This window comes from Nonomuraea sp. NPDC051941, from assembly GCF_044593615.1.
The window spans coordinates 160,117-176,007 of record NZ_JBIUCF010000025.1; the positions used below are offsets into that span (position 1 = coordinate 160,117).

The 15,891-nt window shown below is 67.8% G+C and carries 17 protein-coding genes and 1 pseudogene; 16 read left to right on the forward strand and 2 right to left on the reverse strand.

Features of this window, described 5'->3' with window-relative positions:
* Positions 1-184: 184 nt before the first annotated feature.
* Both ACIHFD_RS36410 and ACIHFD_RS36415 read left to right on the forward strand, forming a co-directional pair.
* Complete coding sequence (locus ACIHFD_RS36410) at positions 185-592, forward strand: hypothetical protein (protein WP_397370842.1); 408 nt, start codon at positions 185-187, stop codon at positions 590-592.
* A gap of 247 nt (positions 593-839) precedes the next feature.
* A complete protein-coding gene (locus ACIHFD_RS36415; RefSeq protein ID WP_397370843.1) occupies positions 840-998 on the forward strand; it encodes a hypothetical protein in 159 nt (52 codons plus the stop codon).
* 163 nt (positions 999-1,161) lie between these two features.
* On the opposite strand, the gene ACIHFD_RS36420 is transcribed toward ACIHFD_RS36415, so the two are convergent.
* Entirely contained in the window at positions 1,162-1,488 is a 327-nt protein-coding gene (locus ACIHFD_RS36420) for a hypothetical protein (protein ID WP_397370844.1), read from the reverse strand.
* An 804-nt stretch (positions 1,489-2,292) separates the two neighbouring features.
* On the opposite strand from ACIHFD_RS36420, the gene ACIHFD_RS36425 reads away from it, so the two are divergent.
* The 13 genes and pseudogenes from ACIHFD_RS36425 (at position 2,293) to ACIHFD_RS36485 (ending at position 14,062) form a co-directional block, all read left to right on the forward strand.
* Positions 2,293-3,339, forward strand: coding sequence for an aldo/keto reductase (locus ACIHFD_RS36425; RefSeq protein ID WP_397370845.1), 1,047 nt, complete (start codon positions 2,293-2,295; stop codon positions 3,337-3,339).
* Between the two features lie 240 nt (positions 3,340-3,579).
* A complete protein-coding gene (locus ACIHFD_RS36430; protein ID WP_397370846.1) occupies positions 3,580-4,209 on the forward strand; it encodes a GNAT family N-acetyltransferase in 630 nt (209 codons plus the stop codon).
* Positions 4,167-4,535 carry a hypothetical protein gene (locus tag ACIHFD_RS36435; protein WP_397370847.1) on the forward strand — a complete coding sequence of 123 codons (369 nt, stop codon included), beginning with the start codon at positions 4,167-4,169 and terminating at the stop codon, positions 4,533-4,535. The genes ACIHFD_RS36430 and ACIHFD_RS36435 overlap by 43 nt, the downstream gene beginning before the upstream one ends.
* Before the next feature lie 296 nt (positions 4,536-4,831).
* Positions 4,832-5,074, forward strand: a complete 243-nt coding sequence (locus ACIHFD_RS36440; protein ID WP_397370848.1) for a hypothetical protein — start codon at positions 4,832-4,834, stop codon at positions 5,072-5,074.
* 121 nt (positions 5,075-5,195) lie between these two features.
* Positions 5,196-6,410 (forward strand): cytochrome P450, encoded by a 1,215-nt coding sequence (locus ACIHFD_RS36445; RefSeq protein WP_397370850.1) that lies wholly within the window; start codon positions 5,196-5,198, stop codon positions 6,408-6,410.
* 593 nt (positions 6,411-7,003) lie between these two features.
* Complete coding sequence (locus tag ACIHFD_RS36450) at positions 7,004-7,267, forward strand: RICIN domain-containing protein (RefSeq protein ID WP_397370851.1); 264 nt, start codon at positions 7,004-7,006, stop codon at positions 7,265-7,267.
* A gap of 24 nt (positions 7,268-7,291) precedes the next feature.
* Entirely contained in the window at positions 7,292-8,740 is a 1,449-nt protein-coding gene (locus tag ACIHFD_RS36455) for a glycoside hydrolase family 43 protein (RefSeq protein WP_397370852.1), read from the forward strand.
* Positions 8,741-8,982: 242 nt separating this feature from the next.
* Entirely contained in the window at positions 8,983-10,419 is a 1,437-nt protein-coding gene (locus ACIHFD_RS36460) for an RICIN domain-containing protein (protein WP_397370853.1), read from the forward strand.
* Between the two features lie 34 nt (positions 10,420-10,453).
* Positions 10,454-10,718: pseudogene (locus ACIHFD_RS36465) on the forward strand (transposase); the annotation flags it as partial.
* A 480-nt stretch (positions 10,719-11,198) separates the two neighbouring features.
* The gene (locus tag ACIHFD_RS36470) at positions 11,199-11,456 is read left to right on the forward strand and encodes a tyrosine-type recombinase/integrase (protein ID WP_397370854.1); all 258 of its coding nucleotides are present in this window, start codon (positions 11,199-11,201) and stop codon (positions 11,454-11,456) included.
* Positions 11,457-12,044: 588 nt separating this feature from the next.
* Positions 12,045-13,229 carry a DUF2786 domain-containing protein gene (locus tag ACIHFD_RS36475; RefSeq protein ID WP_397370855.1) on the forward strand — a complete coding sequence of 395 codons (1,185 nt, stop codon included), beginning with the start codon at positions 12,045-12,047 and terminating at the stop codon, positions 13,227-13,229.
* A 238-nt stretch (positions 13,230-13,467) separates the two neighbouring features.
* Entirely contained in the window at positions 13,468-13,821 is a 354-nt protein-coding gene (locus ACIHFD_RS36480; RefSeq protein WP_397370857.1) for a hypothetical protein, read from the forward strand.
* Positions 13,811-14,062, forward strand: coding sequence for a hypothetical protein (locus ACIHFD_RS36485; protein WP_397370858.1), 252 nt, complete (start codon positions 13,811-13,813; stop codon positions 14,060-14,062). The genes ACIHFD_RS36480 and ACIHFD_RS36485 overlap by 11 nt, the downstream gene beginning before the upstream one ends.
* A gap of 433 nt (positions 14,063-14,495) precedes the next feature.
* Here the strand turns inward: ACIHFD_RS36485 and ACIHFD_RS36490 are convergent, their stop codons facing one another.
* Positions 14,496-14,843 (reverse strand): hypothetical protein, encoded by a 348-nt coding sequence (locus ACIHFD_RS36490; RefSeq protein WP_397370859.1) that lies wholly within the window; start codon positions 14,841-14,843, stop codon positions 14,496-14,498.
* A gap of 886 nt (positions 14,844-15,729) precedes the next feature.
* On the opposite strand from ACIHFD_RS36490, the gene ACIHFD_RS36495 reads away from it, so the two are divergent.
* Positions 15,730-15,885 carry a hypothetical protein gene (locus ACIHFD_RS36495; RefSeq protein WP_363985014.1) on the forward strand — a complete coding sequence of 52 codons (156 nt, stop codon included), beginning with the start codon at positions 15,730-15,732 and terminating at the stop codon, positions 15,883-15,885.
* Positions 15,886-15,891 lie beyond the last annotated feature (6 nt).

Below are 15,891 nucleotides of genomic sequence, written 5' to 3' on the forward strand. Positions count from 1 at the left end.
CAAATCCCGTAGCGTCGCGCCGACGAGGGCACGGCTCCGGCGTGATGGGAGTTTCGGACATCTTGCGCGCAAGCCCATGGGGGAGGACAAGACAAGAGTGAGCGAAAACTCGGGACGTCAGCAGGTGACCTTCCGACCTCGTCTAGGACGGCGGATGGTCACATGTGTCGCTCCCATCGCGATCATGACTGCAGGTGCGGGTGTGTTGGGCACGTGGAAACTCACCCTGAGTGGTCTGCCGTTGCTTGGCCTGATGGCGGTGGGACTTGTGCTGGGCGGCGCCTTGGCCGTCCGCAATGCCATGGTCGGCGTCACCGTCGCTCCTGGCGAAGTAGTGATCATAAATGGCCGCAAGACCATTCGGATACCTGTTGAGAAGCTTGAGGGCTTCGACTGGGGAGACTACGGTCTCGTTGCCGTATGGGACGACAATGGTGGCAGGCAGGTGACCCCGGTCGCGGCGTTCAACAAGATCGCCAACCCTATGGCCGACCTCGAGCACGGCCATGAGGTCTGGGAGCAGTTGAAAGACTTGTCCAGGAGGCCGGTACGGCGTCCGCAGCGACCACGGCCGCGCAGGCGGCTGAACTGAGTGTACGCGCCCGGCGCGAAGGCCAGTCCCTTGCCACCGCACCTCACGTTCTTGTGCTCGGCGAACAGGGTTCCGTCGAGGACGATCAGGAGGTCGTTCACCTCCTCGGCGTGCAGGGTGGGAAGGTTCCGCACTATCCACTCGAAGGTACCGGGCAGGTCGGCCGCGGCACGTAGGCGTCTTCGGTTACCCGACCTCGCTGTCGCTGACCCCGGCCTTCGATCGGTTCGCCTATCTGCGCGACGGCGTGTACGACATCAGCACCGGCCAGGTGGCCTCGATCGGCAAGCGCAGCCGTTGGATGGCCCCCGGCTCCAACTCCGGCCCCAGCACCGTCGCCTACTGGGAAGGCGGGAAAGACAGCATGCGCATGCTGAACCTGGCAGCCGTCCCGCCCGCGCAATAGCGTTCGGAACCATGCGGGCCTTCGCGAACGTTCAGGAGCTCAAAGCGGCCGTCGGCGCGAAGTTCGGCGCATAATCCGTGGGTCGTGGGTTCAAGTCCCACCCGCCCCACCACACCGACCTGCGGTTTCCTGCGAACCCGTAGTCGCGTCATCTGATCGTGAGTCACGGTGAGCCACATGTTGTCGCCCGCACCGCCTTCAGCACCAGCCGGGCAGTCGCGCGGGCGCTGTCGTGATACAGCCGCGGCAGCACCGAGACGTAGGTGTCGGCGGTCAGCACGATGCCGGCATGCCCTAGCGTGCCCTGCACCACCTTCAACTCGATGCCCGACGCCAGCGCCAACGTCTCAGCTCCGTGACGCGGGTCATGCAGCCGCACCGGCGGCAGCCCGCTGGCGGCCACCAGCTTGTGGAAGCGGTGAGTGAGATAGCTCGGCTGCACCGCCGTTCCATTTCCGAGGGTGAAATTGGGCTGGTTGGAGACCAGCACTCCCGCAGCAGCCGACGCTGCGCACGCTCATGCCGGCGCAGCAACCGCACGCTCTCCGGATCCAGCGCCACCGTCCGCCGACTGGCCTCACTCTTCGGCTCACACAAGACCAGCCCATCATCGGTGTGCACCAGCTGATGCGCCACAGTGAGCTCACTCCGCCCCAGGTCGACGTCCACCCAGCGCAGACCAGCCACCACAACACGAACAACGGGTCTTCGTGTGCGAGACGCAGGAAGGCAGCCAGTTGCTCCACCGTCCACACCGCCACAGGCGGCCGCTCTCCTCCGTGCCTCCAGGCCGCCTCCCGCCGAACCGTCCACACCACTGGATGCATTCGCGCCGGCGCCGGCAGCCGTACGCCCTGCCCGGGGTTGGCGTCGATCAGGTCCTCGCGCACCGCATGGTTCAATGCCGCCCGCAGCGTCGCCCGGGCCCGCTCCAACGTGGATGCGCTGATCGGCTCACCGTACGGATTCCGCCGCCGTCCCAGCGCGACGAACATGCGCGTCACATCCCGCCGTGACAACTCGGCCAGAGTCAAGTGCGTTCTCCATGGCGAGGGCAGCGTCGATTTGCCGTGCCTCGTCGCGCAACCAGTGTTGGGCCCGGCGAAGCGCATCTCCGGCTGCCTTGCCACCCGCGATCTCACGGTGGAAACGCAGGTCGTCGACCATCCGTGCCGCACTCAGTACGCCTGGGGCGCCCGCGTGATCATTATGGGGGCTCCAGGCCACGGAACGTGGACACCTCCCATGGGCGGGCGTCCTGGCGGTGCCGCTCGCCGATTGGAATGATGACGGGATGGAATATCGCGAGCTGGGACGATCGGGGCTGCGGGTATCGGTGCTCACCATGGGCACGATGACGTTCGGCGGCGGGGGCAAGTTCGCCTACGTCGGCGACACCGGGGTGGAGGAGGCGCGCAAGCAGATCGACATGTGCGTGGACGCCGGTGTCAATCTCATCGACACCGCCGACGTGTACTCCACAGGCCTGTCGGAGGAGATCGTCGGCAAGGCGATCCAGGGCCGCCGTGACGACCTGCTGCTGGCCACCAAGGTACGCATGCCGATGGGTGGCGGCCCCAACGACGCCGGGCTGTCGCGCCACCACGTCATCACCGGGGCTGAGGCGAGCCTGCGCCGCCTGGGCACCGACCACATCGACCTGTACCAGGTCCACGAATGGGACGGCCGCACCCCCGTCGAGGAGACCCTGGCGGCGCTCGATCACCTGGTGACCGCCGGCAAGGTCCGGTACGTCGGCGTCTCCAACTACACCGGCTGGCAGCTCATGAAGGCTCTAGGCGCCGCCGACAGGCTCGGCCTGCCGCGCTTCGTCAGCCAGCAGATCTACTACTCCCTCCAGGCCCGCGACTCCGAGTACGAGCTGATCCCGGCCGCGATCGACCAGGGCCTCGGCGTGCTGGTGTGGAGCCCGCTGGCCGGCGGCCTGCTGTCCGGCCGCTACCGCCGGGACGCCCAGCCGTCCGAGGGCCGCCAGCTCACCGAGTGGAACGAGCCTCCCGTACGCGATCAGGAGCAGTTGTACGACACCGTCGAGGTGCTGGTCGACATCGCCGGGGAGCACGGGGTGTCGGCGGCGCAGGTGGCGCTGGCCTGGTTGCTGGGGCGGCCCGCGATCACGTCGCTGGTGGTGGGCGCGCGCACCAGCGAGCAATTGGCCGACAACCTGGCCGCCGCCGACCTGAAGCTGACGGCCGAGCAGCGCGCCCGGCTGGACGAGGTCAGCCGCCAGCCGCTGCTCTACCCGTACTGGCATCAGGCGGCGACCGCTTCCGACCGGCTCTCGCCCGCCGACCTGAGCCTGCTCGGACCGCACCTGTAGAGAGGGGTCGCCGCACCTGTAGACAGGTTGTACGTACGCCCGCCGACGCCGGGCTTGGGCCGATCGGGTCGTTCTCGCGGTGCCGGCCTGCCGGTTACCAAGTGAGGTCTTGGCGCGCCATGGCGAGGACCTGCCAGAACCGCAGACCGGCGCGCAGGCCATCCCTGTGATCTCGACTCCGTACAGGCTCTGGTACTTCCGGGGCTGTGCCGGGGCGGCCGACGGAGTAGGTTCGCGCCTGTGAGTGATATTCGACTTCTTGGTCCCGAGGAACTGCCCCTGTGCCAGCGGCTCGAAAGCGATCGCGAGTGGTCCACCGACGAGGCCAAATGGCGGCTGATGTTCGAGACGGGTGAGGTCTACGCCGTCGACGCGGCCGATGGCGACGGCCTGGCCGGGTGCGTCGTGGTGACCCGCTACGGCGACTCGCTGGCCGACGTCGGCATGATGTTGGTCGCCAGCAGGTACGGCAGGCAGGGGCTCGGCACGCGGCTGATGGAGCACGCCCTGGAGGCCGCCGGAGACCGCATCGTGGAGCTGACCGCGACCCGGTTCGGGCGCCCCGTCTACGAGCGGCTGGGCTTCCGGCCCACGGGCAGCCTGACGATCACTATGGGCCCGATGGAAGGGGCGGGGGGGGGGGGGGGGGGGGGGGGGGGGGGGGGGGGGGGGGGGGGGGGCGCGCCCGGGGGGGCGCCCCCCGCCCGGCCGGCGGGCCCGCCCCCGCGGGCCCCCCCCCGGGGGGGGGGGGGGGCGGCGCCGCCCCCCCCCCCCCCCCCCCCCCCCCCCCCCCCCCCCCCCCCCCCCCCCCCCCCCCGCTCCTCGACTTGGACGCCGAGGTCACCGGGGCCGACCGGAGCAAGGCGCTGACCGCCCTGCTGGCCACGGCCGAGCGCACGATCGTCACCGACGGCGGCTTCGCCGTGGCCTGGAACGCCGGCCCCCACCGTGTCATCGGTCCCGTCGTCGCGCCCTCGGAGGAAGCCGCCCGCGAGCTCATCCTGGCCGCCGCCCACGGCGCCGACCGCGACGTGCGGATCGACCTGCTGGACGCCTACCCGGGCCTGCGCCCGTGGCTCACTGGGCTGGGGCCCACCCAGGGCCCCGCGCCCCTGCCGACGATGGTTTACGGCGCCCACCGCCACCCGGGCGACCGCGGGCGATACGTCGCGCCCATCCTCATCTCGATGGGCTGACCGGCCATCAGGTCGGCCGCCGCCCGGGCGAAGATGCGGACCCGCGCCGCCGACCGGCTCGCCAACCCTGACACCCGGATCCGTGCGCGACACGGCCGGGATGGTCCTTGCCTGCGACACGGCGTCCGCACCAGGGGTGAGATTCGCCCCGGGAGCCCGGGCCTTCCTCGCAGCTCTCCTGACGCCGCTGCCGCGCGAAGTCCTGCGCGGGCTCCGGCTACGCCGCGGCGTCGGCGCGCGGGTCGGTGGTGTCGGCCGAGTCGGCTCCGAGGCGGCGGGTCATCTCGGAGGAGTTCGTGCCGGCGTCGGCCGCCGGGCCGAAGGGGGCCTCTTCCTTGGAGTGGAAGTACCGGAAGAACGTGCTGCGGGAGATCTCGGCGGCCTGCTTCTACCCGGGCAACGTCGTGACGAACTTCGCCTCCGACACCACTGGCCCGTGCCGCGTCGGCACCCATCAGGGCGCCCGCGGCCAGCACGGTCGGTTCCGGATGGCCCCCTCGCGGGTGTGGGTGCGGGTGGTGGTTCAGGCGACGTCGTGATCGAGTACGACGCCGGCGCGCAGGCCAGGGCCCCGGCGGCGCCCCTGAGATTGCCGCGCCACCATCCTCGGGGTACGTTCTCGGCGAGCTTGTTGGACGACGGCATTGCCGGGAGGCGGCTTTGACAGAACAGTCCAGCACCACCCCGACCTGGCCAGACCTTCCCCCAGGCCCGTACGGCACCCTCTCGCCCGATCTGGTGCGGCGGCACGCCGAGGCCCCGATGGAGCCGGCGACGTTGCCGAGCGGCGACCGGGTCCCGATGATCGTCAAGTACGCGGACGTCCGCGGCCTGCTCATGTCGCCGGCCAGCAGCCGCAACCTGCGCGAGCCCGGCCTGCCCCGGCTGGTCAAGGGCCCCTTCCTGGATGACGACCCGGCGGCGCTCATGAACCAGGACCCGCCGGAGCACACCCGCTACCGCCGCATCATGCACGGCACGTTCACCCCCAAGCACATCGAACGCTGGCGGCCCCGCGCCGCGGTCATCGCCGAGGAGCTGATCGAGGCGGCCGGCGCGGAGTTCGACCTGGTGGCGGACTTCGCGCTGCCGCTGCCGGCGCGGGTGATCTGCGAGATGCTGGGCGTGCCGATGGACCGCTACGAGCAGTTCAGGGGCTGGACGGACACCTTCCTGTCCACCACCGACGCGAGCGCTGAGGCCAGGCACGAAGGGCTGGCGGAGTTCACGGCGTACACCCGGGAGCTGATCGAGCAGCACCGGGTCAAGCCGGGAGAGGACCTGATCGACCTGCTCATCGAGGCGCGTGACGAAAACGACGGCCTCAGCGAGGACGAGCTGACCAACATGGTGTTCACGCTGATCGTGGCCGGGCACGAGACGACCGCCTCGATGATCATCAGGGGCACGTTTCGGCTGCTGTGCCACCCCGGGCAGTACGCGGAGCTGGCCGCCCGCCCCGAGCAGGTCGAGGCGGCCGTGGAGGAGATCCTGCGCCACGAGGCGCCGGGCAGCAACGGCATGCTGCGGCGGATCACCCAGGACGTCGCGCTGTCCGCCGGGACCATCCCGGCCGGGAGCGTCGTGCTGCCGAACCTCTCGGCGGCCAACCATGATCCGGAGGCGTTCGAGGATCCGCTGCGGTTCGACATCCACCGCTTCGATGACGCCCACCCGAACCCGCACCTGGCCTTCGGCCACGGGCCTCATTACTGCCTGGGCGCGAACCTTGCCAGGATGGAACTGCAGGAGGCCTTCCGCGCCCTGGTGACGGGCCTGCCGGGGCTGCGGGCGCGGGAGGACCTGGCGGACGTGCGGTGGAGCGACGGCGCGTTCGTCTATCGGCCGCGCCGCCTGCTGGTCAGCGCCGGGTAGCAGGGGGGCGCCGCGAGAGGGACGGTGCGCAACCGATCGCCCTGAGCCTGCGCTGTAAACGGGGCGAGAGGATCGCCGCGAGAAGCAGCGGATATTTATCTGCTCGTCCCTGTTATAAGCGCGGCCGCGCGATACGTCGATGTGGGTGACAGGTGATCAATGCCGACGGCAAAGCGCCGGTGCACGTCGAGGCGCCCATCATTTGAGTGATCACGTCAGATTGGTCCATTGCCCGCACTGGTGCACGGAAAGCGCATTCCCCCTTTTCCCGTCCGCCTCTTGACAAGTCAGATGGTTACGTAAACGCTCTGCGGCAAGACGCCTCAAACGTCGCGCGCAATCCGGTCGTCCCAGTTCCCACAGAGGGATCCTGTCTCAGGCTCTTCGTGGGACTCACAGCTCTTTGTTAACGCTAACAAATGTTCTGCCGCGGATTCCGGAGGGTGGTCCCGTGTCCCTGCGCCCAAAGCTCACCGCGCCAGTCGTGGTCCTGTTGGGCTCGGTCGCCGCCGGCCTCAGCGTCCGAACCAGTCCGGCGACGGCTACGCCCTCCACCTGGTGGCCAGCTCCGGCGCGGCGCGCGGGGCGGCCGCGTGAACGGCTCGCAGTACGTACGGCTGCCGGTCACGTTCCCGTCCGCGACGAGCATGAGCCTGAGCCGGCACTCGCAGACCACGATCGAGGTCGCCATCGGCGTGATCACGGGCTCAGGCGCCACGCCGTCGTACCGGACCACGGCCCGGCACAGCGGCGAATACCGGGACGTGTCCGGCGCCTCGACCGCCGACGGAGCCGACATCCAGCAGTACACCTGCGGTAGCGGCACCAACCAGCAGTGGACCCGCACCTCCTCCTGACCCCACCGCACCTTCGGAGCGACCATGACACACCTCTTACGGCGAACGGCGCTGATCGGCCTGGCCGGCGCCCTGCTGCTCGCCGTCGGCCTCACCGTTCTCGAACGCCCTGCCAAGGCCGCGGCCCCGTACACCGCCTATCTGATGGCGCACTTCACCGGCGAGAGCGCCAACGGCGAGCAGATCTACTTCGCCACCAGCACCGACGGCCTGCACTGGACCGATCTCAACAGTTCGCTGCCGGTGCTCACCTCCAGCATCGGCGAACTCGGCGTCCGCGACCCCGCCATCGTCCGTGCGCCGTCCGGCGACCGGTTCTATCTGATCGCCACCGACCTGCGTATCGCCGCCGGCAAGGGCTGGGACGTCGCCCAGCACGATGGCAGCACCTCGCTCGTCGTATGGGAGTCACCTGACCTCGTCACCTGGTCGGCGCCGCGCCTGGTGAACGTCGCCGGGACCATCCCCGACGCCGGCTGCGCATGGGCGCCCGAGGCGATCTACGACCCGGCGAGCGGCGACTACGTCGTCTACTGGGCGACGATCTCACCACGGAACGGCGTCGACAAAGCCCGCATCTACTACTCCCGCACCCGCGACTTCCGCACGTTCACCGCCGCGCAGCTCTACATCGACCGGCCGGGCACCCAGGGCATCATCGACACGCAGATCCTGGAGATCCCCGGCAGCGTTGGCGGCTACCGCTACATCCGCGCGTCCGGCGACGGTCAGATCACGATCGAGGGCAGCAACCAGATCCTCACCGGCTGGACCCGGCTCGGCGACATCTCCCACCTCGGCTACACGGGCGCGCAGGTCGAGGGCCCGATCCTGCACCAGTACAACGGCCGCGACGAGTGGGGCCTGTGGGTCGACCAGTACGCCGCCGGCCGCGGCTACCTTCCGCTGACCACGACCAATCTCGCCGCTCCCAGCGGCTACCGCGTCCGCGTCGCCTCGGAATACGCGCTCGGCGCCAGCCGCAAACGGCACGGTTCGATCATTGGCATCACCCAGGCGCAGCTCACCGCGCTGCAGGCCAAGTGGGGCGGCCCCGCCTCGGCGGGCACCCGGCGCCTGCAGTCGGTCAACTTCCCCGACCGCTACCTGCGGCACAGCAACTTCGATGTCCGTATCGACCCGAACGTGAGCCCGCTCGCCGACTCGCAGTGGCGCATCGTGCCGGGCCTGGCCGATCCGGCGGGGGTGTCGCTCGAGTCGTCGAACTTCCCCGGCTGGTACCTGCGGCACTACGACTACGACTTCGTTCTGGCCAAGTATGACGGCACCGCCACCTTCCGCGGGGACGCGACCTTCCGCCGGGTGGCGGGCCTGGCCGACTCCTCGGCGGCGTCGTTCCAGTCATACAACTTCCCGGACCGGTACATCCGCCATTCCAACTACCTGCTTCGCCTGGATCCGATCAGCACGGCCACCGGCCGGGCGGACGCCACCTTCCGGATCACCAGCTGATTCCTCCGGTGGCAGGGAGCGTCGCACAGCGATCGGTGCAGCCCGGGCCGGGGAGCCGCCGGCCCTGCTCCTGGAGCAGCACGATGCGGCCCGGACGTACGTCAGCAACATGATCTTCACAGACCCAGGAACTCAGATCCAGTGATGGGAGTTTCATGACACCGACCAAGGCGTCCGACGCTTACTCGTCAGGACCGTCGCGGAGCACCCGGTCGTTGCGCCGGTCGCTGGTCCCTCTTGTGGTGACCGCGCTCGCCGCAGTGGCAAGCCTCGTCATTCCCGCGCCACCGGCCGATGCCGCCACCAGCCAATTCCGAGGCATGAACTGGGCCGTGCTGGGTGACAACTTCAGCACCGGTACGCTCGTCGTGCAGGGCCTGAGCCAGTCCGACAGCAACGCGACAGTACGGGCCAAGGCCAACGCCCTCTACGACGACATGGCCTCCACCATGGGGGTCAACACCGTCCGGCTGCCTATCAACACTCACACTGTGGCCAACACGACCTGGTGGAACGCCTACCGCGGAGCCATTGACGCCGCCACCGCCCGTGGCTTCAAGGTCATCCTCGCCTATTGGGAGGACGGCGCCGCCTCCGGCGGCAAGATCACGAACCTCGCCGCATGGAACACGATGTGGTCCAGCGTGACCAACACGTACGGCTCGAACAGCAACGTCTACTTCGAGCCGATGAACGAGCCGCACGGCTACACCTCGGCGGACTGGCGCAACGTCGCAGCGAACTGGCTCAGCTACCACACCTCGGCAGTGCCCGGACGGGTGCTCATCGGTGGCACCGGCTACAGCCAGGACCTGCGGGACGTCTGCAACGACAGCCGCTTCAACTCGACGCTGCTGTCCTTCCACCATTACGCCTTCTTCTACAGCGCGATGACCTACGACGCGTTCCGAACCCACATTCAGACGCGTCTGGGCAGCTGCGCCTCCCGCGCGGTCGCGACCGAGTTCGGCGCACCGATGTCCACCGGCCTCAAATACGGCGACGCCAACAGCACCGACAACTTCGTGCGCCATATCCGCGCCATGGCCCAGGTCATGCGCGACAACCAGATGGGCGGCACCTACTGGCCCGCTCTCGGCGGCAAGCCAACCGAAAACCTCGGCTACGACCACTACTCGATGTACGCCCTGAGCGGCAGCGGCACCAATCTCAACTTGACCGTCCGCAACGCCTCCGGCGCTGACCGGATCCGATATGGCTGGGGCGACACCATCGGCGGCCCCACCCCTCCGCCGACGGTCTACACGATAAACGCGCGCCACAGCGGCAAGGCCATGGACGTCCAGCAACCGAACACCGACAACGGTGCGCGCGTCGGCCAGTACACGTACGGCGGCAACGCGTGGCAGCAGTGGCAGTTCCAGGACGCCGGCAGCGGCTACTGGCGCATCATCAGCCGTCACAGCGGAAAGTGCCTTGATGTGGTGAGCGCTTCAACCGCCGACGGTGCCGAGCTCATCCAGTACACCTGCGGCACCGGCACCAACCAGCAGTTCCAGATGGTCGCCAACGGCAGCTACTTCCAGCTCCGGGCACGACACAGCAGCAAATGCGTGGACGTGCCTGCCGCATCGACCGCGGACGGCGTGATCCTCAAGCAGTATCCGTGCAACACCGGCACCAATCAGCAGTGGTCGCGCACGGCCGTCTCGACGTGACCGCGGACCCGCGGTGGCGGGTGCTGGAGCCCCGCTGGAAGCCGAGATCACCGATCACCTCGGCTACGACCGGCACGACTGACCGGGAAGAATAGGGAATAGCCGCGACGGCAGCCGCACCAAGACTGTGGTGACCAACGTCGGCCCGGTGGAGGTGCGGGTGCCGCGCGACGTGGCGGGCAGCGCCGGCTGACGGGAGTGGATGAGATGCTCTTGTCGCTGCCGGCCAAAGGCATTGCGCATGAGAGATATGCGCGCATCCGGCCGAGGCGTACGGGGCGAGCGTCTCCAGCAAATCATCTCCACCAATGGGGCTTCCCCCCTTGGATGCGGACACCGATTTGGGACCGTTTCCTAAGCCAGACCCGCGCGAAGACCAATAGATCATCAAGGCGGGAGCCGTCCTTGATCGCGTGCATTGCCTTCGTATCCCCCAGCCGAGAACGCTTCAGCCCTGGTCCAGGGGCCGAGGCCAGAGCGAAGTTGTCGAGGGCGCCGTTGTAGGTGTCGAGGTTGAGCAAGCGATGGGTGCAGTCGTGCCGCCGTAAGCTGCTCGACCGCTGCCTGATCTGGAACGAACGCCAGCTGCGGCACGCCCTGCGCGAGTACGAACACTTCTACAACGAGCACCGAGCCCACCAAGCCCGGGCTCAAGCGGCTCCGCTGCGTACCGTCCCAGATCCGATCACGGATCCGAAGCGAATCGATAACCTGAACATACGCCGACGAGATCGGCTCGGCGGGGTTCTCCATGAGTACTCACATGCCGCTTGAACTGCATGAATGGACTTTCCGGCACGAGCAGAGGCCTGGCCAAACACATCACCCCACACGCCCTCCGCCACACCATGATCACCATGCTCCGCGACGGCGGCGTCGCCCCCGGCGTCATGCAACTCATCGCCGGCCACGCCTCCTACGCGACGACCGCCACCCACGCCAACCAGCACACCCCCGCCCAACGCACCCTCATCCTCAACGCCGTCCAACCCGTCACCGCCGCAGCGAGCGTGCCGTTCGACTTCCCAAAAACCTGACCGGTCCAGATCAACGACCCTCGGATGAAAAGCCCGTAAGGTTACGGCTGGATCGGCGTCCACTCAGCACCGGACGGCAGGCGCAGACGAGTGCGCTTGCTCAGTGGCCGCTTCATGACAGGCTCGAATCCATGATTCGCCAGTCGGCGCGTTACTCGGCTACCCAGAAGCTCCCATTGTCCGGTGTCTTGGGCCAGGACGGATTCGGTAGCCGTCCGAGCGGGGGTTCCCAGCCCTCGGGAGCCGGTGGCCAGCCTGGTGGTACGACGAATCTGATCCGGGTTGGTTTCGGCGGAATGGGCGCATGAAATCCTACGATGGGCGCGCCTGCCGACGATGAGCCGCGGAATGACGGCGTACACCGTAGACAAGATCACGAAACGTGATCCCAGCCGACCCGGGCTGCTCGCTCGGCGCCTTCACCCCCTCCCGCTCAACCGGACGAGGGTTCTGCGCTGAGAGTGATTCGAGTTCTTGAGCCTCACAGGGTCGGTCAGGACCTCGCCGCCTTCTCCGCGCCGGTGAGCAGGGGATGGGGCTCCGTCACGGTAGAGTTCTGGCGGACTTTCATTAAGGTGGACGGCACGTGTGAGTAAGGCCAATGAGCTGATCGGCGCGGCGATGGAGGCGCTTGCCCGCGAAGATCAGGCGTCCTTCGACTCCGCCGCCGCCTTCCTGGCCGACCGGGACGACGCCGATCGCGTGCTGGTGGAGGTCGCGACCCGTGCGATCTCGGGGTTGTGGCGGAACGGCTGGCAGCCCGCCGACGTGGTCAGGATCGCGGCCAGGCGGCTGACCGACTGGCACGGGCGGGCGGCGGCCGACCTCATCGCCTGGGAGATGCGGGCCTATGAGCCGGCCACGGTGGATGAGCGCTGGCGCGACCAACTCGCCGGCTTGGAGGCCGCGGTGTGGTGGAAGGGCGGCTACCTGGCGGCGCGGCAGGCGCGCGACGGGGCTGGCCGTCTGGTGACCGTCTCCGGTGTGCTGGAACTGCTGGGGTTGCTGACCGGGCTGCCCCGGCTGGAGTCGTTGAGCCCGCCGCCCGGGGCCGCTCGCCGTACGGTCCAGGCACGCTCGCACGTGGTCAGCGAGAAGACGCTCGGGCGGGTGCGGGCGCTGCTTGCCAAGGCGGAGTCGACGACGTACGAGGCGGAGGCGGAGACGTTCATGTCGGCGGCGCAGAGCTTGATGGCGAAGTACAGCATCGACGCGGCGATGCTGGACGCGCAACCAGGCGGAGGTGAGGCCCCGGCGGGCATCCGGGTCGGCATCGACACGCCGTACGAGCAGCCCAAGGCCGTGCTGCTCGTTCTCATCGCCGAGGCCAACAGGTGCCGGGTGATCTGGTCGAAGGAGCTGGGGTTCGCCACCGTGCTGGGGTTCTGGGCGGACCTGTCCTGGGTGGAGATGCTGTTCACCTCGCTGCTGGTGCAGGCGCAGACCGCGCTGGTGAACTCGGGCACCAGAAAGCACGGTACCGGCCGATCGAGGAATAAGACATTCCGCCAGTCATTCCTGTCGGCGTTCGCTTCCAGGATCGGGGAGCGGCTCGCCGAGGCCACGGCGGCCGCGGTCTCGCAGGAGAGCGCCAGCCGGGGCACCGACCTGGTGCCGGTGCTGGCGGCCCGCGAGCAGGAGGTGGAGCAGGCGGTCGAGCGCATGTTCCCGAACCTGGTCTCGCATGCGGTCCGCACGTCCTGGGACAGGGAGGGCTGGGCGGCCGGCCGTACCGCCGCCGATCAGGCCAGCCTCGGGGCGCGAGACCGATAGCGCTCCGGGTGCGAATATCCATCCGCGCCGGCATGGAGGTGATGCGCTCTCTTGTGCTCCCGTCGCACGGCACGCACGGCGTGATGGTCGATCGTGCTACTGCGCTTGGCCTACCTGACGATGACGACCACCTTCTCGTTTCTGGGGCTGCTACCCCGGATCAATCGCGACAAGGAGATCGAGATCTTGGTGTTACGGCACCAACTGATGGTGCTTGCGCCTGCCGGATAGTCCGTCCATGCAGTTCAAGCGGCATGTGAGTACTCGTGGAGAACCCCGCCGAGCCGGTCTCTTCGGCAAGGGCTTGGTGGGCGCGGTGCTGGTTGTAGAACCGTTCGTACTCGCGAATAGCGTGATGGTGTTCGTTCTGCAGCAGGCAGCGATCGAGGAGTTCACGGCGGCAGGACTGCACCCATCACTCCATGATCGAGTTCATACGTGGCATCCGAATCCCGGTGAGCACGGTCTGGATGCCGGCCTCGGCGAGGGTTTCGTTTGTGAGGGCTGGGAACTTCCCATCCCGGTCTCGGGTGAGATAGCGCGCCCGGCAGCCCGTATCCTCCGGGTCCATCACCAGTGGCGTGCTCCATGACCGCCAGGATGTACTGGCGCTGCCCGTTCAAGGTGATGGTCTCGATGAAATCGCAAGCCAGCAGGGCGTCGGCTTGCGAGCGCAGGAAGTCGGCCCACGTGGTGGACACCCGCTCGGGCGCCGGATCAAGTCCCTCCTGTTTGAGGATCTCCCAGACCGTCGACGCAGCGACCTTGATGCCGAGCGTGGTGAGCTCGCCGATATCCCCATGAGTGATTTTCGCGAACCAGGCGCAGAATGAGAGCGCGGATCGATCGGACCGTGGGCGGCCGCCCAGGCCGCTTCAACCGGAGGGTAAGGAGAGATTCAGGATCAGCTTGGCGGGAGCACATCCCCGGCTGCCTACCAGCGCAGATGATGCCTTAACGACACGGATGTTCCTCAACCCCCGCGCCCGCCGGGCGGTGCCCATGACGGCGACGATCGTCACCTGGACCCGGCCCCGCCAACGCCGGGAGGGTAACCGCTTCGTCGACACCGGGAGAGAGGCTGCCCGGCGAAACACCGCTACTCACGTCGCCGGGCCTCAGCAGCGGTCCGAGGCATGGGACACCGGGGACGGTGTTCAGGGGGAGACCGTCCCCGGCAACCCGCTTGTGCGAGGCCTCTCACGCCGGCGAGGCCTCCGCGGTCGCTGGCGGACTATGCCGTATCATCCGCCGAATTTCCAACTCCTATTGGATGTAGCTGATGAGGAAGGGAAGCTGCTGGTTTCCGTCCTCCAGGGTGCCGATCGATCCGTTGGGATGGAGCACGACGTTGCCCTCGCTGTAGTTGTCACCCCTCCATGAGTAGATCCAGGCCGGGCCGTTGAGGTATTTGGCGGCACTGTCGCGCCACGAGGCGGTGGGGATGTCGGCCAGCTGGTGCCCGTTTCCCTGGGAGGCTGCGAAGGAGTAGGCCTCGTTGCGTGTCTTTTTCATTCCCGCTCCGTACCAGTACAGGCGGTAGGTGCCCTGGGCGGTCTCCTCGCCGTCGGCGCCGGTGGCGGAATTGGGGATCTCTATTAGCTGGTCGGTCATCGCTGCTCCATCTCTCGCTTGGGGGTGGAGGCGGAACGCCGCCCACCCAGTGTTACCCAAAGCTATATATCCGTCACTTATAGTAGTTAAACGGACATCAGGGCGCCGTGGGTGCCGTCCATCAGACGAAGGTCATCCCGCGGGGCTGTCCTGACTCAGTCGAAGCGATGCCCGGCGTGGCGCGCCCATCGCCCGGTCCCTGAACACCGCCCGCCGCACTCTTCTTGAGGGTCCTGAGCGCACCGCGATCCGTCACGTCCTGGACGGGTGCCACCGGAATACGGCGGAAACGGGCCGCGGGACGACATAACCGCAGGTCAGCGTTGAGCCCGCGTTTCGTGCACAGTGGAGCGACCGATCTTGAGCGTGCGGGCGGCCTCCGCGACCGAGTCACCGTCGGCGACTACGGCGCTGGGGAACCTGTGGACAGTTCATCCGCGAGCTCATCGTCGAAGGCACCCGCGAGAGCTTGGACGCCGCCCGCGGCCAGCGCCTGGGCCGCGCGCCGGCGGGTCCCACGGGCGGCAGCAGCCGGCCTCGTGTCACGGCCGCGTGGCAGCGAAACAAACATGTAACATTTAATCGCGTCGACCTTCCGAAGCTTACTTCAGGACCACACTTCCGCCCGTCTGAAATACTTCGGCGGACAGCAATCTCTTACCATCGTGAAATTGACTGGTTCTGTCATCACACTTACCGTGACGCCTGCCTGGTCGGAAAGGTGGCGACACTCGTCACCGCAGCGCGGAGGGTCGATTAATGTTCGACCCCCGTGCTTTCTGCCCATTTATTGCTCTCTTGTCGGATGGACGAGATCGCCGACCGTGCTTATGGTGTTGATCGTCACCGATATAGCCCGCTCCGGCGGGTAAGAATGGGAGTGCAGATGGCGACCGATGAACCGCTCCGCCTCGATCTGGACACGCTCGACGTGATGACGGTCGAGCTCCCCGGCGAGGATCTCGTGAAGGCCCTGGGCATGGGTCTCGGCAACACCGAAGTGGGTGCCTCGGGCATCGCGCGCACGAGCTGGCTCATTTAAGCCTCC